We start from the raw sequence: 22,874 nt of genomic DNA, 5'->3' as shown, positions 1-22,874 counted from the left end.
AGGGATTTACTTGAAAATGGAAATATAAAAAGTAGATGACCGACTCGGTAGCTCAGCTGGTAGAGCAATACACTTTTAATGTATGGGTCCTGGGTTCGAATCCCAGCCGGGTCACCAAAATGCCATGTAGAAATAAAGGCTTCTGCATGGCTTTTTTTGTGAATAAATAAAATGATCAGGCAATTCTCGGATCTGTGCAAAAGTTGAGGCAAAGTTCTATTTTTATTATGCCTGATTGTAAGTGAGCCAAGAATGAATTGATTAGAATTCGATTTTGATGTAGCTAACTTTTTATAGTCGCTTCTTTGCTTTCTTACAATAGAACATCAAAGGGCAGTTGCCTATCTGTTAAGCTCAGGTTGATTATATCATGATTTATTTTGGCTTATTGTAATGTTAAAATGTTTGAATTTTTTCACATTATACAGATGCAATAGCTTCTCTAATGACCTTCAGTACCTCCTCGGGTTTTGAGATCATAGGGACATGGCTTGTGTCCAGTTCCGTTATTTTTGCATTGATTCTTTTGGCCATGATTCTTTCAAGCTCTGGGCTGATAGCATCGTCTTTGCTGGCAACAATATACCAGCTTGGCTTTTCTTTCCAGGCCGGTGTGCCCATTTTTTCACCAAATAATGCTGCATTGGCAGGACCTTGAGTCGTATACATCAATGCTGTTTGTTTCTCTGGGACATCACTTGCAAAATATTTCTGAATGCCTTCTTTGGTGAGCCGGATATAGCCGTCAGCGATGTCTAAATGCTGTAAGGCTGCAGTTGGATAATGCTCTGTCAATCCGCCAAGTGTTTCATCTTTGTCCGGGGCCATAGCAGCCACATATACCAAAGCCCGTACTTTTGGATGGACCCCTGCTGCGGTAATCACAACACCGCCCCAGGAGTGTCCGATAAGAATAATGGGACCTTCAAGTTTGTCCAGTGTCCTGTTGGTGGCAGCTACATCATCCGCTAAAGTTGAGAGAGGATTCTGAACAGAAATTACATCATGCCCTTCAGCAAGAAGACTAGGGATTACATCATTCCAGCATGAGCCATCTGCCCAAAGCCCGTGTACAAATACAATGTTTGCTTTTTTCATAAGGTGTTTTTTTAAATTATTTTCGATCCTAATATAAAAATTTTATTCGGACAGATATACGCTTTAATGCTTTTTACAGCATGCATTATCTGAAATTACTTTAATAGTTTTCTATATCCTAAAAGGCTGTGTATTAGGTTAATTTATTTCATTGTTATATTGATATTTTAAAATAAAATTTAATCCCTGGCTATTCATTTTTTTACAGACGATTTATACTATATTGTGATCGTAAAAAACATCAGGAATATGGAAAAAGATCAAAAAGAAAACTTCAACATTACAGAATACGGAACTTTACAGTATTCCGTATTTATTACCAAACGTCCCGGTCTCAATCGGGAGCTGCCTTCGGGCTATGAATCTCTGGCGTGGGTGCCCAATTCATCAACTCTCATCTATGGAGAAAAGGATGCCGTATTAGTGGACACATTCCTTACTGCTGAAGCTTCACAAGCTTTAGTAGAATGGGTAAAATCCAGTGGTAAGAACCTTACTACAATCTACATCACCCACGGCCATGGTGATCATTTTTTTGGTATAGAGCTTCTCAGGCAGCATTTTCCTCAGGCAAAGGCCGTTGCAAGGCCGGATATTATAGAGCATATGCGCGGTGAGCTCAATCCTGCTTTCTTTAATAATTTCTGGACTACGCGTTTTCCTGGTCAACTTCCTGAACAAATTACACTCCCGGAGCCTCTTGAAGAAAATTTCATTGAACTGGAAGGTAACAAATTGATTCTCATTGACACCGGCTATACAGATACAGCTCTTTCAACAGGTCTGCATGTACCGTCCATTGGTCTGATTGTAGCAGGAGATGCAGCGTATAACGGTGTTCACCCTTATATGGCAGAAGGTAACCCGGAAACCTGGCTTCAATGGATTGCAGCACTTGACAAACTCGAATCACTGGCTCCCCAGTCTGTAGTTGCCGGCCATGGGCGTCCGGAACTTGAAAACCATCCAAAGATTATTCTGGAAACCAAGGTTTATTTCCAGGATTTTATGCGTCTTAATAAAGAAACAGCTACGGCCCGCGAACTCTTTGACCGGATGATGGAGCTACATGGAGACCGTGTTAATCCAGGGTCACTTTGGGGTGGAGCAACAGCTGCTAAAGCAAAATTATAATTAAGATTTTAGTTATAGACTGAGAATAAGATAGTGTAAGACTATAAAATAATTGTTTAGCCTGTGATGATCTGAAATAGTCACAACCTGATCAGACAGTTACAGGGTGGAAATAATTGATTTTTTAGAGCAATCTTATATGAACTACAAAGTCACCTTATTTAATTAGTGTAACAAAGATTTATTTATCAGCTAGTTAATGGTATCAATTACAAAAGTCTACCTTATATGCCAAGGTAGACTTTTTTGCAATGGATTGAGTTATTATTTTGGATACACTGTTGCAATAAATTGCTTATCTGTAGGAGATAGAACAGTATTACTGCCAACACTGAATCCGTTTGTTGTCAGATTTGGGTCGACACTATAATGCATAATTGACAATTTATCGTAAGCACTATACTGCGTTTGTGTAGTTGAATATTTTGCAAAAAAGTTAGTGTCTACTTGAGCCTGGGTCCAATAATTTGGAGCAGCTGCGTAATAGGCATACACCTTTGGTTTGTCCCAAGGGATATCAGCTAAAGGGTGTTGGTGTTCGTGGATCATACCAAGTGCATGTCCAAATTCATGAATGGCTGTTCTGCTGAACTCTGTGTCCGATGTTGTATCAGTAAACCAACCAAAGTTCATTGTTTCCTGATTAGCAGGTATTTTAAGAGCTTGTGTTCCTATATACGAATAAGATCCATCTGTGGGTCCGGATTTGAAGGAAACACGAATCTGTGCTTTTTTACTGGTAACAAATTTAAAGGTAATGTTGGCATATTGGGACCATTCTTGAGCATATTGCATCACTTTGTTGCGAACTGTGGTACTACCTCCTATGAAAGCTACAGTGATTATACTGCCATTCGGCCATTTTTTATCGGTAACAACAGCTCCCTTTGAGGCGGTTCCGGGAACATATCCCTCCCCAGGAAGATAAACATCTTTACACATTCGTGTGTTGAAACTTGTAGACGTATCTGCATTTAACGAAGTTTGTGTTTGTGGGGTATTTTCTTCCACATTGTCGTTGGTAGTATTACATGATACCATCGCAATCGAGATAAATGATCCAAGCAAGATCTTCTTGTGTAATTCCATAATTTTAAGTGTTTAAGTTAATTAGTCTTTTAGACTATAAAAGCAAATGCATTTTGTTATGATAATCTTTATCATATCGGTACATTAATTGAATTATTGTTGACTTTCAAATATATAATAAAAAGATATGTACAGCCTTTATTTTAAGATTAGCTAGTACTACTTACATACTACATTTGGCTTAATTGCTTCTCATTACCCTATATTGATGGGTTTACAAGAACCTGATCCCCAATTCTGAAATATCTCAGTTTTTTTCTTTTTAAGTTTAGTTACCTGCTGCATAAAGCAAAATTATATCCCAGCTTCTCAGCACACCGTTAGATATACTGATGATTCCATCGATGGTTATATTTGGATTTGGGTGATGGAAGATTGCTAGACCGAGCTTACCTATCTTTCTCAAGTATTGCTCTTCTTTATTAGGGTACGGAAAATAAAACCGAAGACAAAGCACCTTATTTTGGGTGATTTTTCAGGATTGAAAGAAAATAATGGTTTCCATTGATTAAATATTATATACTGACTTTCACATAGTATTGTGTGAGTAATAATCTAATAAATAATCACTTAGAAATACAAGCTTCGTCAGTGAATTGATATCAACCAACGAATGTTTTCTGTTCTGTGAAATTTATTGAATAAAAATGTATAAAAAAGTTGGAGTTAAAAAGTATTTTTCTATCTTTGCAGTCCCTTAAACAAAGGGTTTACTTAAAATGGAAACATAGAAAAGTAGATGGCCGACTCGGTAGCTCAGCTGGTAGAGCAATACACTTTTAATGTATGGGTCCTGGGTTCGAATCCCAGCCGGGTCACTTTAAAGCCTCAACTTAGGTTGAGGCCTATTTTTATAAACGGTTGTTTTTCAGAATTTTTTATTTTCCATTCCATTCTCATTTCAAAATTTTCTTAAATCTAATATTTAAAAGATTAGCTCCTGATAATATAAACTCGGTGACCTCTTTATTTTTATTATATTTAAAATCAAGCTGTCCAAAATATTCTGTTGTTGAATAAAAACTTGCGGGTTTTAATGGAAACAATTCAATATCACCGTTTAACGGATGCCTGGCTATCAGCTTGTTGTTTTTAATGAGTAATTGATAAATTGTATTGAATTCTTCATTTCTGTAAAACCCAACCAAATTATTCAAAATCATTCCATCTGCTTTTGGAGGATTTAGATTGATTTTTTTTGCGGTATAGGTAAAATCAGCGATTCTAAATTTAAATGAATAGTCAGAAAGTGTCAGGCTTGCGGTAGGAATAGAAGTAATTTTAAATTTATTGTCACCGGCTACCTGTAAGCGTTCCTTACCTTTATGGTTATATGTTCCGAGATAAAGATCTTTCCCTTCCGTTGATATTTCAAGATAATTGCCGGGATTAAGCTCATAAACTCCTTCAAATTGCATTAGTTCTGATGGAGCATAAGTTGTTTTTTGAGGCTTAACAGGAATTATTTCTTGATCTTTAAGAAAGAAATCAACCAACTGATACGTAATCAGCAAACCGTCAAAACCCTGCCCATTTCCCAGTATAACAACAGAAAATTGTTGCGAAGGAACGTGAAGAATGTAGGTTCGATAGCCAACAGTGCCACCACCATGAAATACAATATCCAACCCTTTATATTTTTCAGTTTGCAGGCCCAGTCCATATTCTATCTTTTTACTCGAACTTAACACGGTATTCTTTTGCATTGTATTATAAAGCATACGATTTCCCAGTATTGGATTTTGAAAATTGGCTGCCCATTTGCACAGATCATCCAGCGTCGCATAAATATTGGATGAACCACTCACCATCTGTCCGATAGGGAGCTTTACGAATGTATTGCCTTTTGACTGATAGGATTCTGCTTTATTTGGAATAATTTTATCCGGATCATCCATTGCCAGGGTGTTTTTCATGTGTAAAGGATTAAAAACATATTCCTTTGCTATTTGGCTGAAATCTTTTTTATAAACCATGCGAAGAATTTCAGCAAGTAATGTAAAACCCGTATTATTATATTGATACTGCTCTCCCGGAAGAAAGTTTACACTTTTGATTCCCAATAAAGTCTTTACTGCTTCGTTATTGTTTACTTTAAACTCATCACCAAACCCCTGCAATTTCTTGATTTCACTAAAATTGGGTAATCCGTGGGTATGATTGGCTAATTGCCGAATGGTAATTTTATAGGGAAGATGACTCAGTTCCGGCAGGTAAGTTCTAATATCGTCATCTAATGATAACTTTCCTTCCTGTTCTGCTAAAAGAGCAATAAATGCGGTAAACTGCTTAGAAACCGATGCAATATTAAAAGCCGTAGAATCTGTTATTGGGGTTTTACTTTCGAGATTAGCCAGCCCATAGGTTTTCTTATAGATTATTTTCCCATTTTTTATGACGGCAACAGCCATTCCCGGGGTTTCTGCTTGTTTATAAGTACTCCATAAAGAGTCGGCCCGACTGATTGGATCTTTTTGATTGGATTGTCCGAAACATAGTCCGAAATTCAATACAGAAAAAAGGAACAAAGGCCATTTGATTTTTAGCTTCATTTTATTAATTTTTTTAATGATGAAGCAAATCTGGAACTTTGTACCCACATACACATCCGAGTATCCAAAGTCGAACTGATTTGCATCATAAAAACAGTACGACTTTAAATCGGACACTGTTTAAATGATTGATTTTCTGTAGTCTGTAGGTGTTAAGTTGGTTGCTTTTTTAAATGCGGTATAAAATGAAGATTTTGAATTGAAGCCCACTTTGTACAATACTTCCAGTACTGTTAATTGAGACTGCTCTTTTAGAAGAGTTTTTGCATCATTAATTCTAAACTCATTGATAAAGTCGAAAAAATGTTTACCCGTGTGCTGATTGATCAATAATGACAGCTGCTTTTCGGGTAAATTAATTTGTTCTGCTAATTTCTGCAATGTTAACTTATCATCTAAATAAGGCTTTTCAGTTTCCATAAATTGCATCAAATTTTTCAATTGTTCAGGTTCTTTCTTCAATTCATTCGCCGGCTTTACAGGAATCAGGTCTTTACTGATACCTGCAAACAAATTGGGCAGATATAAGGCGTTCAGCACAAACCAGCTGATTACAAATAATATAAACAGGGATGTAAAGATGTATAAATAGGTATGAACCGGGTTACTTTCATCTACAAAGCCCCTGATCAGTACAAAGAAATTTCCAATTAAAAAAAGAATAGTGGTTTGCATCAACCATTTATAAGTAAGGTGATGATTACTGGAATAATTTTCCTGATATATTCTTCTGAAGGATCTTAGTGCCAGAAATACAGCAATGATATAAAAGTAATATTGAATGATAGAAATACTATCAAATACCCGGTAGTTTTGTTTTGAAATTCCTGAGATACTGTATAGACAAAAAAAGAATAAGAAAGGAAGTGTATGTAAAAGATGCTTTTTATGAAGCTTAAAATTATAATAACAAGCCGAGTTTACATATAAATAATAGAGCGGCATCTGTAGTAATACACTTGCCAATTTCCCTCCTTTAATTATTTTAGAATCAGGTGGTGATATAAACAAACCAGAAAAATCTATCACCGATACGAGTAGAAAAGCAGCAAATAAATAATCTGGTAATTTTCTTTTGGATTTTACTGTAATCAGAAAAACACTTAACAGTAAAAATAAAAAAACAATAATCTTACCTAAATCGTTGATAAATGACATGTGTGTAATGTATAGGGTTTATAAACAAATGTAACAATCTATAGAGTAGTTCCAATAGGACTATAATAAACAAAGATAAATTTACCAGAGTTAATAGTATAGAATTATGGTACGCAGGTGGTAAGAATATAAATAAACTGGATTTTTCCGACACTCTAGGATTGCCTATTTATTATTCCTGTGATTGGGATTTTGACGGATTATTTATCCTTTGGTAAAGCAAAAGATAATAATTGAACTCATCTAAAATAATTAACGGATTATAGAAGGGTCATGTGATTTTATTAAAGTGGTTAATAATTGATCATTTAACTTCATCTTTTTAGTTTTCTTCCTTTTAGGATTTTGTTGGTGTTGGCAAGAGGTAGATCTGCCATTTTTTCTATGCCTGTATCTAGTGTCTTTTAGCTGATTCAATCGCCTCAAGTCCTCCAACAAAGAGTTCGAATTTTGTACCAGCCGGGTCACCAAAATGCCATGTAGAAATAAAGACTTCTGCATGGCATTTTTTTGCGAATAAATAAAACGATCAGGCAGTTATAGGATCTGTGCAAAAGTTGATGCAAAGTTCTATTCTTATTATGCTTGATTGTAAGTGAGCCAAGAATGAATCGATTAGAAATCGATTTTGATGAAGTTAACTTTTTTATATCGCTTATCAGCGACAAAGTGGCCTTTCTTTACTTTCTTACAATAGAATATCCGAATGATCATTTCGTTCAGCAGAGAAAGCGAACCTGGCTGGGTTATATTAGATTTTCATCTAGGCCTAACCTAAAAAATTCAACCATTCTACAAGCTATTTTTTTGATCTTTTTTTTGAAGATTTGGGAAGCATAGGAGGAGGTGGAACATTGGAGCTGTTAATTTCCTCAAGTGTAGGAGGAACAATATGCTCAAGGATAACAGTCTTTTTAAAAGGAAACTGGTTTTTTGCCAACTCTTCATGATAGTCAAAGTAATAGGCATCCTTAGTATAATAATAACTCTGAATAATTAATGAGTCTTTTTTACTAAAATAGGCATCAGAAAGACTGAGTTTTAAAAGACCTTTATCATTGGCCTTTACTTTTTTTACCATTACAGCGCCGGTTTTGTTTTCTTTTATAAAAGTTACTTCAACATGAGGAGCTACTTCATTGCTGTCAGTAAGGAAAAGCAGTTCTATATTATATTGCTTTTGCGCCAAAACAGCTGAAAAGCAAAACAAAAAGAGTAAAAATTGTAGTTTTTTCATACTAAAGGTTTTAATGTTGATATTGCATAACGATATTAGCATCAATTTTTCTGTCTTCTGTTTCTTTTTCTACCTCTTTAAAGCCAATCTTTCTGTACAAATAATAAGCTCTTTCATTGGTGGGGATCACATCAAGGAAAATATCAATGGTATGAAATAATTTTCTTGCCTCACGAATCACAGCGTCAATCAATCCATACCCTATATTTTTACCCTGAAATCCTTCTTTTACATACATCTGGTAGATATTTCCGGAAGAACCGGCATCTTTCACAAAAACACAGATTCCTATAAGCTCCCCCGCTGCAAATGCTCCCCAGACAAACCTTTCCGGTGTCTGATTTTCTATATCATATTCTATTCTTAGTTTTTCCGTATTTCTGGCCTCTTCATAGGTCGCTCCGAATGATTCAGGAAACCTTTCCAGGCTCTCCAATCTGATAGCCCTGTACATTGTACTCTCTCCGGAAAGAAGTTTTCGATATTCAATATTCATAGATAAGTTTTTAATTGTAGTAACAAAGATGCAAATAGTTTTGGATACAATTAAAATCAAATGTTATATACTTTTTCTTAGAACTTGTTTACACTTTTTACTTTAACTACAAATCGAAGATTATCTCCTTTCAGTCGATGAATGTTATTTCGACGTAATCAAAAGTCACAAAGTTTCTTGAACACTTAAGTTTAATGAAGCTGTGAAAATAAGTTCACTAAAGCTCACGTAAGTTTTTAAAAAATCAAAGATTTTTTGCTTAAGTGTTCTTTTTGTTTCCAATCAGTTTAAACTTAAAATAAGCTAAAGTGTTTATCGCGTTTCATTCAGCATTGTGACTAAATTTTTAATTGTTTAACCAGACTTTTACATAAATCTCTAAAAAATAATAAATTGTAGTTGATTGAATTGTAATGCTTTATGTGTTGTGTGAGAATTGTCTGCATTCGGTGTTATTTAAATTCACAGTAAAAAACTATATTGAATAGGTTGCATTCTATTATAAAATACTCTGCTGCAAATAATAAAATAGAATAGTTTTCAGAATGTTTGTGCTTTCACGCTTGATTTTGGTAAAAAATTAATGTTTATAGCCTGCTTTTCCGTCAAGTTAAAAGATGTGTTTTTAGTTTATTTTATAATTAAACAGAAGGAAAAATGGAAAATAATTAATCTTAAATGATGTTGTTTGTTAAATTAATATCTTATCTCAACTTAGTACGATAAATTATGTATATTTATGAAAGAGAATTATTAATAATCTAAAGATATGATACTATGTTAATTGGATTTCTGTTTTCGGATTTATTTTTTATAATGTGTAGGTAGGTATAGAGAAAAAAATAATATCGTTACAGATAAATGAGTGTAAAAATTGAAAAAAATCTAACAGACTATTTTGGAAAGAATAAAATGCTTAACGGATGAAAAAAATTCTTTCAACTAATACTAATAGGTTAAATTATCAGAAGTAAAATTATATATTCAAAAGTCATGAAAAATATTAAAATCTATACCCTTTGTATAGGTTTATTGCTTGTCTTGTTCTCATGCAGACAGAATATGAGTGAAGAACAGAAAGAATCCTTTGATACTGCTTTACTGACCAAAAATGATACTTTATTGTCATCCGGCGTATATGAATCTGTTGTCCATCTGAACATAGAATATTTGAAAAAAGCGGAAAATATGGAATATACAGAAGGTAAAGGGCTTTGTTATCTGAATATAGCAAAGGTGAATGTTTCTGCAGGAAATTATGTAAAGGCTCTGTTTTTTTTCCAAAAAGCGGAAAAAGCTCTGCTTAATTCCAAAAATGGATATCATAAAGCGCTATTCTATGATACCTACAGTAAATATTACTTTCATCTAAAGCTTTATGATAAAGCTTTAGAATACAATGACAGGGCATTCCGTTATGTAAAGGCTGCAAAAAAATCTAAATTCAGTGATAAGCTTTTTTCAAAGCTCTTTTTGAAGAAGGGAATTTTTCTAATACGAAAAAGATGGCTTGGGGCTGCTTTGAAATGTTATTTGAAAGGTAATGCATTAGAAAATTCGGCTTTCAGTAACAGCTTGGTTGCGGAATATTATCTATCTGTTAATCAGTTAGATAATGCGGGAATATATGTTTCCAACGCCAAAGAAAGAATACAGAATCATAAAATTAGCAACACAGAAGCCCTTTGGGTATATTATGTGATGGGCTATTATTATATTGAAATTAATAATTATGAAGAGGCCGAAAGAAATCTAAACAAAGCTTTGGAGGTCATAAAAATAGAGCATACTCATTTTTCATATGTAGCAGAGGTGTACCAATCTTTGGCGGAACTGTATAAAAAGATGGATGACGAAGACAAAGCATATTATTATCTGGAAAAATATACGGAAGAACAAGGGAAAACTGATTCTGCTCAGTTTGCTACAATGAATAAAACGGTGGATGATTTTATAGCAGAAACGAAAAATGAATCAGACTGGAGCAGAAATAAGCTGCCTTTAGCTATTGCTTTATCTATTGCAGCGATCTCTATTTCTGGAGTCTATGTCCGGAAGATTATTAACAGGCTGAGACTGAAAAAGAGAAGTTTGAAAAAAGAAGCGGACGAATTGAAAAACCATGTGCACACCAAACAGTTTCAGGAAGTTGTTGAGCTGGCTAAAAAAAATGATTCTTCATTTCTGTTAAAATTTAAAGAACTATATCCGGATTTTGTCAGTATTCTTCTAAAGATTAATCCTGATCTTGAAAATTCCGAATTGACTTTCTGCGCCATGCTGAAACTCCGTCTTTCATCCAAAGAGATTGCTGATTATACTTTTGTGCAGCATAGATCGGTTCAGCAAAAAAAATACCGGATTAGAAAAAGGCTGAATATTCCGGCTGAAACAGACATCTATGATTTTTTTGATGGATTATAGTAAAAAGAATAATAATTAAATTGTCGGATAAATTTAAAAAGTAATTTTATCCATTGTGACACAAATAAAAATGTAAAGAGTAAATATTGGGTATCTATGAAACATTTTTTTACTCATAATTATACTGGAAAATATTAGAAAACATGATGATCCGTTCTCTTCTTTTTGTTTTATTAATTATTTTGTTTTCGTGCAATCAGTATTCCCGAGAACAGGATCAAAAAAAATTTGATATTTCTTTATGGGAAAAAAATGAGTTGTTCAGGCTATCTGGAGATTATGATTCGCTTGTCAGTCTTAATACAGAATATTACAGAAAAGCTAATAAGATGGGCTATGAAGAAGGTAAAAGCCTATGCTATATCAATATGGCTGAGCTGAATATGACACTGGGGAATTATCAGAAAGCACGGGTCCTTTTTGATCATACTGATGGTATTTTAAAAGATTCAAAAGATTATATTCATAAAGCTAGATTTTATAACGTGTACAGCCGTTTTAATTCGATGCTTAAAAAACTTGATAAAGCTTTTGAATATAATAATGCAGCAATGGGATTCATATATAAAAGTAAGAACTCAGCGTTAAAAAATGATATTCTTTTCAATATTTATTTTAGACAGGGAGAGTATTACATTCAAAAAAAGAAGTATGAAAAAGCATTAGAATATTTTCAGAAGGCTAAAAAACTGGATGCTTCGGGTTTCGCAGATGCTATGATAAGTGATTATATTTATATGTATAAAAACTCAGACTCTGCCTATACTCATATTTTCAGAGCATATACAGCTATTGAAAAACGGGGGAGAAAGGATGTTATAGCACTTTACGTCACTACAGTTTTTGGGGAATATTATCTTTCAGACAAACAGTATGATAAAGCAGAGGAGATGTTTCTGCAGGCCCTTAAAATTAATAAAAAAATACGGAATGTGTACGCTAATTACACCCGATTTATCTATAATGATCTTAGACGTGTATACGAGCAAAAAGGAGATAAAGAAAGAGCGTATATTTATTTAAGAGCTTATGCTGATGCAAATAATAAAATCAATACCGCAGTATTGAAAACAATTAATCAGGATATGGAGTCTTTTATTAGCGAAACAAAAAAAGATACTGAAAGCCATGATAAAGGGATACAATGGGTAATCCTTTTATCGGTTATAGGCTTTTCTGTGCTGGGAATATATGCATGGAGAATTATAGACTTACTGCGAAAGAAAAAAGAAGCGCTTACAACGGAAACTGAAAAATTAAAAGCCCGAGTAGATGGTAGTAAACAGGACGAAATTCTAGAATTGGCAAGGAAAAATGATCCTGAATTTTTTAACCGGTTTAAAGAAACTTATCCAAAATTTGTCAACAGGCTTTTAAGTATCAATCCTAATCTTGAAACTTCTGAGCTTACATTCTGTGCCATGATCAAGTTGCATTTTACCTCCAAAGAAATTGCTGCTTATACGCTTATCCAACACCGGACCGTTCAGCAGAAAAAATACAGAATCAGAAAAAGACTCCATATCCCAACAGAAACAGATATCTATCATTTTTTTGATGAGTTGGGGTAAAAAAATTATATGCCGTCAGATGAATTTTAAAAAAGAATTTTATTCATTGTGAAATGAGAAGAGTAATAATAAGGTTAAAATATATGAAAACCACTTTTTAATTGTAATTTATACATGAAAAATTAAAAAGTATTATGATTCGTTCTTTTCTATTTATTTTGCTCATTATTTTAGTTTCATGTACTCGCAATTATAAGAAGTATGAAAAAAGTTTTGATATTCCTCTATTACATGAAAATGAAAGGCTCAGGCTTTTAGGAGAATATGATTCTCTCGTTAACCTGAATACAAACTATTATAGAAAAGCTAATAAAATAGGCTATCAGGAAGGTAAAGCTTTGTGTTATACGAATTTAGCAAAAATAAATACGTCAACAGAAAATTATCAGCAAGCGGATGTTCTTTTTAATCAGGCCGAAAAAATTTTAAAAGACTCAAAAAGTAATCTTCATAAAGCAATATTTTATAATAATTACAGCAAGTTGAATGTAGAGATGCATAAACTTAATAGAGCGCTCGAATATAATAGTTATGCACTTGATTACTCAAAAAGAATCGATGAATCCCCATTCAAAAAAGAATTACTGTCAGAAATATATACAAACAAGGCTGCCTACCTTGATATTAGCAAACAGGCTGATAAATCTTTATATTATTTGCATAAAGCCAGATTATTGAATGATTCAAGACGTTTGAATGTAATATTTGGAGAACATTATATATGGGGTGAAAAGAGATTGGATTCTGCTGAAATATATTTAAGAAAAGTAGTTGATGATCCGGATAAAGAAAAGGCAATGGATATTGATGCCCTTACTGCCCATACTATTTTAGCTGAATGCTATATTTGGGATAAACAGTATGATAAAGCAGAAAAAAATCTTAAACGTGCTTTAGAAATTGATAAAAAAACAAGAGATGTTTATACCTATTATACCAAATATATTTATAATGATTTTAAATGGCTGCATAAGGAGAAAAATGATGATGTCAATGCCTATTTTTATCTCCAGGCTTTTGCTAATGCAAAAAATAAGACCAATGCTGCGTTATTAAAAACGATTAATCAGGATATGGAGGCTTTTATTAGCGAGACAAAAAAAGATACCGAACAACATGATAAAAATATACAATGGGTGATCCTTTTATCGTTTGTTGGTTTCTCTGTGGTGGGAATATATACCTGGAGAATTGTAGACTTACTGCGAAAGAAAAAAGAAGCGCTTACAACGGAAACTGAAAAATTAAAAGCCCGAGTAGATGGTAGTAAACAGGACGAAATTCTAGAATTGGCAAGGAAAAATGATCCTGAATTTTTTAACCGGTTTAAAGAAACTTATCCGAACTTTATCAACAGACTTTTAAATATCAATCCTAATCTTGAAACTTCTGAACTTACATTCTGCGCAATGATCAAATTACATTTTACATCCAAAGAAATTGCTGCTTATACGCTCATCCAACACCGGACTGTTCAGCAGAAAAAATACCGGATCAGAAAAAGACTCCATATCCCAACAGAAACAGATATCTATCATTTTTTTGATGGTTTGGAGTAATACTGACATAAAAACAGCCTGATGGCTTCATCAGGCTGTTTTTGTGAACTATTTTTTACAGGTTTTTGATGGTACTTCCTCAAAATTTGAATGTTGAATAAGCTTTTAGGCTGGTTTAGTGTCCGCTAAAAAATGCCAGCATGGTTGCCAGGGCTTTTTCAGAATGCATCTGTTCACCATTTTCAAGGGATTCCCGGGTGGCAATGGCAGCTCTTTTGCGCATATTGATTTCATAGGCAGAAATAGCTTCCCGTAAAGTAGGGTATGTATTGTCTGTAAGGCATTCACTAAGCTCCAAAGCGTCCAGCATGGCCATATTAGCGCCTTCTCCTGCAAAGGGAGGCATCACATGCGCTGCATCACCCAGCAGAGTCAAGTTAGGCATTGCTTCCCAGGTCTGGTCCAAAGGTATAGAATAGATCGGGCGTGGAATAAAAGGAGTCTGGGCATTTTCAAATAATTCATCCCAGATGTTGTTCCATTCAGCATATTCTGTTTTAAACCATTCCAAAACCTGTAGCTTATCCGAAAAGTCCAGGCCACTGTGTATACTCCAGTTTTCATCTGCCTTAAAGCTGGCATAAAATCCGAGGTCTCCATTGCCTTTCTGACCAAGCAGAATATTTTTAGAATTTCCAAAAGCCATTATTTTACCTCCTTTGATTAATGCATCAATATGTGGGGCTGCTTCCTTCGAAACATTACCTTCAAGCATAATAATTCCGGAATAAAGAGGTTTAATTTCTGTAAGATAAGGACGTATTTTAGAATGGGCACCATCTGCTGCAATCACAAGATCAGCATAAGCGGAAGTGCCATTTTTGAAATGAAGCATCCAGCCTCCCTGCCAAGCCTCCATCGATAAAAAATGGCTGTCCCAAACTACTGTTTCAGGTTGTAAGGACTCCAGCAGCATATTTCTTAGGGGCCCACGGTCTATTTCCGGACGGAAGTGTTCAGCTCCGAAATCTTCCTCAGGCTTTAGTTCATGATCGCTGAAAAATACTTCAGCCTGTTCATTCATAATAAGGGTCTTATCTGCACCGGGACGGAATGTCTTTTTGAATTCATCCAACAGATCAGCTTTACGTAAGGCCGCCAGCCCGGAATTTTCATGCATATCGAGAGGAGAGCCTTTTACCCGTGCATTTTTATTATAATCCCTTTCATATACTTTTACGTTTGCGTTTTTCAATTGTAAAAGTCTTGCTAGGGTAAGTCCTGCAGGACCGCCCCCAACGATGGCTATTGATGTATTGTTTATCAGCATTGTTAATTTAAATTATACAATGCAAATTTATTTTCCTTTCAACACTGATAATAGTACAAATCGGTCATTTTTGTTTTTGGATAATTCTTTGGGGGCAACTCCTGAGAATTTTTTAATTTCCTTGATGAAGTGATTTTGGTCTGTATAATTGAGCTCAGGGAAGAGTTTTCCCTGTGCGATATGTTCCAGTGAAGTTCTGAAGCGTAAAATAGTAGAATAGGCTTTTAAGGATAACCCTAATTGTTTTGTAAAATAACGGTTGATCTGACGGCTGCTCCAGGCTGTTTTTTCTGAAAGATCTTTCACGCTCATTTCACCCTTTGATAGATGCATAAGTTCAAAAAGTTTCCGTTTTCTTTCATCTGCTTTTTCAGGCAGCAGTTCTTTTATTTTTTGCGTTGCTTTTTTACAGCAAAGCTTAAAATCATATAGATCCTCAGCTTTAAAATCCCAAAAATCATCGGAAAGTACTTTTCCCTTATTCAATACATCTGCAATAGAAGTATTTAAAATATATTCCACAGCGATAGGCTTAAAACTGACCACAAAAGCAGTAGTTTTCGAAGGTATTTCTCTTTGCTCCGGATAGGTCTCCAAACCGAGAAGTGTAACACAAAAAGGTTCAGCCGGCGATTGCATGAAAAATAGATCAACCCGCCCGTCAGGAATGATAACAACTTCCTTAGGTTCACCAGAAAGATTTTGAAATGTCCCCAGATTTTCTACAAAATCGGCAATTGCCTGATCCGGTTCTATGAAGTTATAATGGAAGTCATTACCCATGATTGTTCTTAATAAGCTTTCAGCACATGAAGATACAAAAAATGGACAGCCGGAAACCAATTTGTTGAATTTTTATACCGTAATAGATATTGGAAAACGGGAAGACTCTTACGTTTACGTATTCACCTCCCTTTGGAAGGGTGGTGAAAATTCAAAGAATTTTTGACGGGGTGGTTTTAATAATAAGCCTGTTTAAACTAATTAAAAATTTAGTAACAAAAGCTGAGTAAAAAGCTATAAACACTTTAGTTATTTTAAGTTTAAACGGATTGAAAATAAAAGTATTCTTAAGCAAAAAAATCTTTGATTTTTTAAAAACTTATGTGAGCTTATTTTCCCAGCTTTATTAAGTGTTTAAATCTTTTATGACTTTTGTGGTTAATATTTCTCTCGCTGATTCAGCAAATCAAGCAGATTTTTATTACTACATCGTATAAAAGAACCTTAATGCCATATATTTTAACACTTTAGCTCACTTAAGCAAGTGTAAAAATCATTGCATATAAGTAAGTTCACTTTAGGAGAAAATCAGAGATTTTCATAAAACTTATGTGTACTTTTCAGCAGTATGATATTAACTAAAAAAAATCTTAAGTGTTCAAGAAACTTTGTGACTTTTGACTACGTCAAATCTTCGATTTGTGGTTAATAAAAACTTTAATATTTTAAGCTCACTACATTCTTTTCTTTAATAAGTATTACTTTTGCTTTAGCCGAATACCTAATGTTCGTATTGAGTACTTATTGAATGGACAAATCATCAATCAACAATTATTTTCACTCCTTATTCAGTATCAAAGAAGAGGTGGTTGAAAAAATTACAGAAACCTTCAGTCATTTTGATTTAAAGGCAAATACCATTTTGCTGGATAAAAATACCATCAGCACCAAAACTTATTTTTTGGAAAAAGGCTATGTCCGTTCTTATATTTTAAATGAAGATAATGAAGAAATTACGACTAATATTTATGCGGCGCCGTGTTTTGTGAATGACTTTTTATCCTTTTTCAGGCAACAGCCCACTAAGGAAGTTTACCAGACGGTGACAGACTGTAGCTTTTGGGCGACAGGTTTAGAAAATGTACAACATAATTTTCATAATATCCCGGAATTCAGAGAGTTCAGCAGGCTTCTTTTCGTGGTTAACTATTATCATATTCATGACAGATTGATAGAAATGGCCAGCCAAAAGGCTTCAACAAGGTATTTCAATCTGATGAAGAAAGATCCCAATATATTTCAGCATGTTCCGTTGAAAGTAATTGCTTCTTATCTGGGAATTAAAGACAGTTCGCTGAGCAGGATCAGAAGAGATATCCATAAAAAGTAATTTCTTTTCATTTGTCAAGTGGTATTTCATACCTTATCCCTGATCTTTGCTAAAAATAATTTCATGAATAAAAAACATATTGTTGTTGTTGGATTAGGAGGTGTAGGCGGTTATTTTGGATTTAAAATAAATAAGGCTAATGAAATTTCCGGAAAATATAAAGTCTCCTTTGTGGCCAGGGGAGAAACCTATAAGAAGGTAAAAGAAAACGGACTGATCTTAGTGTCTCCGGAACACCCTGACAACAGCACGCATCCTGATGCTGTAGAGCAGCATATCAGTAATATAAAAAATCCTGATCTTGTGCTGATCTGTGTCAAGGAATATGACCTTGAAAATGTCTGCAGGCAGCTTAAAGAAGTTATTACCGAAGATACTGTACTGCTTCCGATGATGAACGGAGCCGATATTTATGACAGGATCAGACAGGTAATCCCTGATCATACGGTATTGCCAACCTGTATTTACGTAGCTTCCCATATTAAAGAAAGGGGAACGGTAGAACATAAGGGAAAAGCCGGTAAAATGATCGTGGGTAGGGATCCTGACCATTTTTCCAGCGATGTGAACTGGATAGTTGATCTATTGAAAGAAAGTAAAATTGATTTTGATTTTAAAGACAACTCGTTAACGGATATCTGGACCAAGTTTTTCTTTATCGCCAGCTTTGGAATGGTAACTGCAAAGCATAATTCATCTATCGGAACAGTGTGTACCGATGAGCAGCAGAAAGTTGAAGCCTCTGAAATCATGAAAGAAATACAACAGATTGCCGTTCAGAAGGAAATTCCTTTGCAGGACGATATTATTGAGGCAACCTTTGCCAAGGCATCTACATTTCCTTTTGAAACCCCAACTTCTTTACAGCTGGATATTCATTCCGGGAAAAAAGATAATGAACTGGAATTATTTGCAGGAGCAATTTTAAAATATGGAGCTGAGCTCGGTATTGAGACTCCATTTACTCAAAAAATATATACTGAGATTAAGACAAAATAATATCAAAAAAATTGGATAAAACCAGTGGAGGATTGATAAATAGGGCGGGTTTTAACTCGTCTTATTTATTTGAAATTTTATATTTCATTTTCTTTGATTCTAAAACTCACGATCCCTGTCTTTGATGGTTCTGAATTTTGTTTTAAAAAAAGTATCAGCTAGAAGAAATTTAAATAATGTTATAAAAATGAATTGTAGTGGTAAACGGTATATACAGCTCAGGTTCCATGCATGAATTTCTGTCGGTTCAAAAGTACTTCCTCCGATTCACGGTGATCAGGATCATCAACACAGCAGTCTACCGGGCATACAGCCTTACATTGTGGTTCTTCATGGAAACCTTTACATTCGGTGCATTTTCCGGAGACGATATAATATACCTCATCCGATACAGCGGGATTAAAGGCATTGGCATCAGCTTCAGTACCATCAGGAAATGTTACTCTGCCTGAAAGTTTTGTCTTATCCTGCCAGCGCCAGTCTATAGCTCCTTCATAAATGGCTGAGTTGGGACATTCAGGTTCGCAGGCTCCACAATTGATACAGGCATCCGTTATTTTTATGGCCATTTTTTTTATTATTTATATGTTTAAAAAGGGATTTCTTCAACGTTGTCCTGTTTTAGAAATCCCCTACAAACTTAATTAAAACAGTTTCAGTAATTTATACATCATAAACTGTGCAAACTTTTATTTTGAAGCTGTTAATCTTTAGCAATCTTCACAGCAAGTCCATCCATGTCTGCGTTTAAGTAGATCTGGCTGGCTAATCTGCTGTTTGTTCTATCATATTATGATGATTGATTTATTGTAGTTTTTTCTATTCTTTTCGAGGTGGCAATGCCGATAAGCTTGTCAAACTTTCCCGAATATAAAGGTGAAATTTCTGTCTTATGGTCACTGTCAAATAAGGCGGACCGGACGATAGGTACGCTGAACGGCAATGGCCAGGCCCTTAGTGATTTGGCAATAGCATCCATTGCAGTGATTCCCTGCATAGCTTGCAGTCCGTCGGCCCAGCATACCAGGCCAACCGTTTTATCTGTAAGGTAAGGTTCATATCTGCCGGCTGTTACTTCAAGCCAGTCCAGGCAGTTTTTCATAACTCCGGGAATGCTTCCATGGTATAAGGGAGCGAGCCAGATGTGAAGATCTGCATCCGTAAATAGTTGAGCCATCCGCTCCACAGCCAAGGGTGTTTTGGTAAGACTGAGATCAAATAAAGGAATTCCGGAATCAGCGAGTGTGAAAATTTCAGTTTGAATTCCCATCGTTTTCAGATGATCTGCAAAATAATTGGAAATATGTCCTGATGTGGATTCCGCTCTTCTTTCCAGTGATCCGTTGAATATGAGTGCTTTCATTTTGTTTTATGTTTTGAAAATTACTTTAGGTAGCCCTATTTCTCCATACATCAGGCTTTTAACAAGAGGTTTCAGAAGTCCGGCAGCCAGTAAATAGAGCGAAGAATCATGGTCAGCCCTTGCCCGGACAACTACCTTCTGGTTTTTATAATGCTTCAGGTCTGCATAAGTGAGACGGCGTTTCCAAAGATCAAGAAGAACAGCTTCGGCATTGTTTAGATCTACATAAACGGCATAAGGTGATAACTTTTCCATTAGGAACATATATACCCATGGTGGAATGATAGCATCGGTGGAACAGATGATTCCGACAGCTTTTTCGTTGTACACGGAAAAGTCGATTGCTGCAATTGATTCTTTAAATTCTTTCTCTTTGACAACCATTCCCATAAAAAGATAATCCTTGATATCCAGTTCTACAATTTCTGTAGTAGGTTTATAATCTAAAAGATCTAAAGCAATAATGCCTGAAGCTTCTGCTTTATTGATGAAAGTTTCCATAATCTTCTGTAATCAATTATCTTATTTTTAAAAGGGCTTCTTCATATTTTTTCTCTACTGCAGACCAATTCAGCACAGACCAGAATGAATCAAGGTAGTCTGCTCTTTTATTTTGATAAGCCAGATAATAAGCGTGTTCCCAAACATCTATTCCAAGAATTGGGAAGCCTCTGTTCATTGATAAAACATCCATCATTGGATTGTCCTGATTAGGGGTAGAGCTTACTGCCAGGGACCCGTTGAATTTCATGTATAACCAAACCCATCCGGAACCAAACTGACCCAGTCCGGCTTTTTTCATTTCTGTTTTAAGGTTTTCAAGGCTTCCAAATGTTGCAGTAATAGAATCATTCAGTGGGCCTTCAGGGTTTAATTTTGGTGACGGGGAAATAATTTTCCAAAATAAAGAATGATTATAGTGCCCACCACCATTATTTCTTACAGCCGGACTATATTCGCTGATTCTTTGTAATAGTGAATCCAGATCAGGATTGACTTCACTGGTTTGTTCCAGGGCTGCATTCAGATTATCTACATATGCCTGGTGATGGCGCTGATGGTGGATGGTCATTGTTTCCTTATCGATAAAAGGTTCTAAAGCGTCATAAGCATAAGAAAGCTGAGGTAGTGTAAACAGTTTCATTGTATTTATTTTTTTGATTATTGTATCACAAAGGTAAACATATATTTTAATAAAACAACTTTTTAGTTGTTTTATAGAGTTGACATACTTTTGTAATAATATGTTTTAAATCAATATTTTATTGTTGTTTATTTGAGATTATAGAAAATGACTATCTTTGTTGTTGAAAAATAAAACAACCTAAATATTGTCAAATGAAAAAGTCGGCAGCAGATCGTATCCTGATGTTTCTAAAGATGAGGGGAGAGGCAACTTCACTTCTTATTGCTGAAGAACTGACTGTTACAAAAGAGGGTGCGAGAAAGCATTTGCTGAACCTTGCCCAGGAAGGATTGATTCAATCCACTGTAAAAAGTGAGGGAGTTGGCCGTCCATCTACCTATTATACACTCACCGAAAAAGGATTGGGTCGGTTTCCGGATACCCATGCCGACGTTACCGTCCAGCTTTTAAAGTCTGTAAAGAATCTTTTAGGTGAAAATGCTTTAGACTTATTGATCAGTGACCGCGAAAAAAACACACATAACCGGTACGAAAAAGCAATTGCCAAATCAAAATCTCTTGAACAACGGCTGGAAATTCTGGTAAAAGTCCGCAGTGATGAAGGGTATATGGCAGAATGGAAAAAAGAAGGGCATGACTATTTCCTGATTGAAAACCATTGCCCAATATGTGCTGCAGCCACCGAGTGCCAGGGGTTTTGCCGGGCTGAATTATCAAATTTTCAATCATTGATCGGAAAAAACTATACCGTAGAAAGGGTAGATCATATTATTTCAGGGGGTCAGCGTTGCGTGTACAAGATCAGCAATTAATTGACGATATAGTGAAAAAGTAAATCCGCTCTGCTGTGAATTTATAAGGCGCACATGATTGACCATTGGCTGCATAGCAAATTGACTATTCACTTAATCAATATCTTGTCATCATTTCTATAAGCATCAGGATAGATACCAGCTTTTTGGAGGACTGATACTCAGGATTCAGTTTTTCCCGGATTTCACCCAATGCTTTGCTTAATTTATTACTAACGGTTTTATTGCTTATTCCTAAAGCTTCTGCTGTTTCATTCACAGACATATTTCTCCGGATCCTCATATCATAGACTTGCTGCTCTGTGGAGGGAAGTTGCGAAACGACATCATCAATCATGGATAATAATGTAGAAATTTCATTTTCTTCAAGAATTTCAAAATACTCAGTATCTGTCAGATATGTTTCCAGAGGGAAATCAATTTCATCAATACTCAGGATGGGAGGAGCTTTTTTATAGCTGTTGTAATAATCAATGATCCGGTAGTGAAGATGGCGGAGCAGATATCCTTTTGCACTTTCTGACTCATCTGTTTGTATGGTATCCGTATTTTCAATGATTTTCATCCATAAATCCTGGAGCAGCTCTTCGGAAACTTCTTTATCCTTGGTCCGTACAAAAACAAAGCGGTATAAACTATCCCAATATCGGTCATACAACAGCGTAAATGCAGGGCGGTCTCCTGATTTTATTTTCTTTAATAAAGCTGTGTCTGTTAGTTTCATATTGTTGAAACAAAATTACTTAAAGGAAAATTAACTTTTTATGAACTTTAGTTATGGTAAGGTTAAATATTTCTGAAGATCAGAGCTTAAATATGAATCTAATGTTGAATAAATGTAAAAAATATTAA

At 35.0% G+C, this 22,874-nt stretch carries 20 protein-coding genes and 2 tRNA genes; 9 read left to right on the top strand and 13 right to left on the bottom strand.

Annotation, left to right across the window (positions count from 1 at the left end; genetic code table 11):
- Positions 1–41: 41 nt before the first annotated feature.
- Positions 42–117: transfer RNA gene (locus MP478_RS16285), tRNA-Lys, on the top strand.
- Positions 118–420: 303 nt separating this feature from the next.
- On the opposite strand, the gene MP478_RS16280 is transcribed toward MP478_RS16285, so the two are convergent.
- Positions 421–1,098 carry an alpha/beta fold hydrolase gene (locus tag MP478_RS16280; protein ID WP_257201014.1) on the bottom strand — a complete coding sequence of 226 codons (678 nt, stop codon included), beginning with the start codon at positions 1,096–1,098 and terminating at the stop codon, positions 421–423.
- 249 nt (positions 1,099–1,347) lie between these two features.
- On the opposite strand from MP478_RS16280, the gene MP478_RS16275 reads away from it, so the two are divergent.
- Complete coding sequence (locus MP478_RS16275; protein WP_257201013.1) at positions 1,348–2,232, top strand: MBL fold metallo-hydrolase; 885 nt, start codon at positions 1,348–1,350, stop codon at positions 2,230–2,232.
- Between the two features lie 264 nt (positions 2,233–2,496).
- On the opposite strand, the gene MP478_RS16270 is transcribed toward MP478_RS16275, so the two are convergent.
- On the bottom strand, positions 2,497–3,321 hold the full coding sequence (locus MP478_RS16270; RefSeq protein WP_257201012.1) for a matrixin family metalloprotease: 825 nt from the start codon (positions 3,319–3,321) through the stop codon (positions 2,497–2,499).
- A gap of 745 nt (positions 3,322–4,066) precedes the next feature.
- Here MP478_RS16270 and MP478_RS16265 point away from each other — a divergent pair.
- Positions 4,067–4,139, top strand: a tRNA-Lys gene (locus MP478_RS16265).
- A gap of 78 nt (positions 4,140–4,217) precedes the next feature.
- Here MP478_RS16265 and MP478_RS16260 read toward each other — a convergent pair.
- The 4 genes from MP478_RS16260 to MP478_RS16245 form a co-directional block, all read right to left on the bottom strand.
- Positions 4,218–5,873 (bottom strand): serine hydrolase, encoded by a 1,656-nt coding sequence (locus tag MP478_RS16260; RefSeq protein WP_257201010.1) that lies wholly within the window; start codon positions 5,871–5,873, stop codon positions 4,218–4,220.
- Positions 5,874–5,993: 120 nt separating this feature from the next.
- A complete protein-coding gene (locus tag MP478_RS16255; RefSeq protein WP_257201009.1) occupies positions 5,994–7,031 on the bottom strand; it encodes an AraC family transcriptional regulator in 1,038 nt (345 codons plus the stop codon).
- Positions 7,032–7,830: 799 nt separating this feature from the next.
- Positions 7,831–8,268 (bottom strand): hypothetical protein, encoded by a 438-nt coding sequence (locus MP478_RS16250; RefSeq protein ID WP_257201008.1) that lies wholly within the window; start codon positions 8,266–8,268, stop codon positions 7,831–7,833.
- Positions 8,269–8,278: 10 nt separating this feature from the next.
- Entirely contained in the window at positions 8,279–8,764 is a 486-nt protein-coding gene (locus MP478_RS16245; RefSeq protein WP_257201007.1) for a GNAT family N-acetyltransferase, read from the bottom strand.
- 993 nt (positions 8,765–9,757) lie between these two features.
- Here MP478_RS16245 and MP478_RS16240 point away from each other — a divergent pair.
- The 3 genes from MP478_RS16240 (at position 9,758) to MP478_RS16230 (ending at position 14,318) form a co-directional block, all read left to right on the top strand.
- Positions 9,758–11,188, top strand: coding sequence for a tetratricopeptide repeat protein (locus MP478_RS16240; protein ID WP_257201006.1), 1,431 nt, complete (start codon positions 9,758–9,760; stop codon positions 11,186–11,188).
- 143 nt (positions 11,189–11,331) lie between these two features.
- A complete protein-coding gene (locus MP478_RS16235; protein ID WP_257191357.1) occupies positions 11,332–12,759 on the top strand; it encodes a tetratricopeptide repeat protein in 1,428 nt (475 codons plus the stop codon).
- 134 nt (positions 12,760–12,893) lie between these two features.
- Positions 12,894–14,318, top strand: coding sequence for a tetratricopeptide repeat protein (locus MP478_RS16230; protein ID WP_257201005.1), 1,425 nt, complete (start codon positions 12,894–12,896; stop codon positions 14,316–14,318).
- A 115-nt stretch (positions 14,319–14,433) separates the two neighbouring features.
- On the opposite strand, the gene MP478_RS16225 is transcribed toward MP478_RS16230, so the two are convergent.
- Entirely contained in the window at positions 14,434–15,588 is a 1,155-nt protein-coding gene (locus MP478_RS16225; protein ID WP_257201004.1) for an NAD(P)/FAD-dependent oxidoreductase, read from the bottom strand.
- Positions 15,589–15,615: 27 nt separating this feature from the next.
- Positions 15,616–16,371 carry an AraC family transcriptional regulator gene (locus MP478_RS16220; protein WP_257201003.1) on the bottom strand — a complete coding sequence of 252 codons (756 nt, stop codon included), beginning with the start codon at positions 16,369–16,371 and terminating at the stop codon, positions 15,616–15,618.
- A 748-nt stretch (positions 16,372–17,119) separates the two neighbouring features.
- Here MP478_RS16220 and MP478_RS16215 point away from each other — a divergent pair.
- Together MP478_RS16215 and MP478_RS16210 are read left to right on the top strand one after the other, a co-directional pair.
- Positions 17,120–17,701 (top strand): Crp/Fnr family transcriptional regulator, encoded by a 582-nt coding sequence (locus MP478_RS16215; protein ID WP_257191361.1) that lies wholly within the window; start codon positions 17,120–17,122, stop codon positions 17,699–17,701.
- Positions 17,702–17,764: 63 nt separating this feature from the next.
- Positions 17,765–18,700 (top strand): ketopantoate reductase family protein, encoded by a 936-nt coding sequence (locus MP478_RS16210; protein WP_257201002.1) that lies wholly within the window; start codon positions 17,765–17,767, stop codon positions 18,698–18,700.
- Positions 18,701–18,918: 218 nt separating this feature from the next.
- Here MP478_RS16210 and MP478_RS16205 read toward each other — a convergent pair whose 3' ends face one another.
- From MP478_RS16205 to MP478_RS16190, 4 genes are all read right to left on the bottom strand, one after another.
- The gene (locus tag MP478_RS16205; protein ID WP_230038455.1) at positions 18,919–19,269 is read right to left on the bottom strand and encodes a 4Fe-4S dicluster domain-containing protein; all 351 of its coding nucleotides are present in this window, start codon (positions 19,267–19,269) and stop codon (positions 18,919–18,921) included.
- 221 nt (positions 19,270–19,490) lie between these two features.
- A complete protein-coding gene (locus MP478_RS16200) occupies positions 19,491–20,063 on the bottom strand; it encodes an NADPH-dependent FMN reductase (RefSeq protein WP_257201001.1) in 573 nt (190 codons plus the stop codon).
- A gap of 6 nt (positions 20,064–20,069) precedes the next feature.
- Positions 20,070–20,564: a DUF2480 family protein gene (locus MP478_RS16195; protein WP_230038459.1), complete on the bottom strand. Its 495-nt coding sequence runs from the start codon at positions 20,562–20,564 to the stop codon at positions 20,070–20,072.
- Positions 20,565–20,580: 16 nt separating this feature from the next.
- Positions 20,581–21,207 carry a superoxide dismutase gene (locus tag MP478_RS16190; protein ID WP_257191364.1) on the bottom strand — a complete coding sequence of 209 codons (627 nt, stop codon included), beginning with the start codon at positions 21,205–21,207 and terminating at the stop codon, positions 20,581–20,583.
- A 194-nt stretch (positions 21,208–21,401) separates the two neighbouring features.
- Between MP478_RS16190 and MP478_RS16185 the strand changes: the two genes are divergently transcribed.
- On the top strand, positions 21,402–22,022 hold the full coding sequence (locus MP478_RS16185; RefSeq protein ID WP_257201000.1) for a metalloregulator ArsR/SmtB family transcription factor: 621 nt from the start codon (positions 21,402–21,404) through the stop codon (positions 22,020–22,022).
- 97 nt (positions 22,023–22,119) lie between these two features.
- Here MP478_RS16185 and MP478_RS16180 read toward each other — a convergent pair whose 3' ends face one another.
- On the bottom strand, positions 22,120–22,746 hold the full coding sequence (locus MP478_RS16180) for an RNA polymerase sigma factor (RefSeq protein ID WP_257200999.1): 627 nt from the start codon (positions 22,744–22,746) through the stop codon (positions 22,120–22,122).
- Positions 22,747–22,874 lie beyond the last annotated feature (128 nt).

Origin of the sequence: Chryseobacterium sp. WG14 (assembly GCF_024586945.1) — a bacterium.
In the GTDB taxonomy this organism is placed as follows: Bacteria; Bacteroidota; Bacteroidia; order Flavobacteriales; family Weeksellaceae; genus Chryseobacterium.
This window is presented reverse-complemented; position numbering and strand designations above follow the sequence as displayed.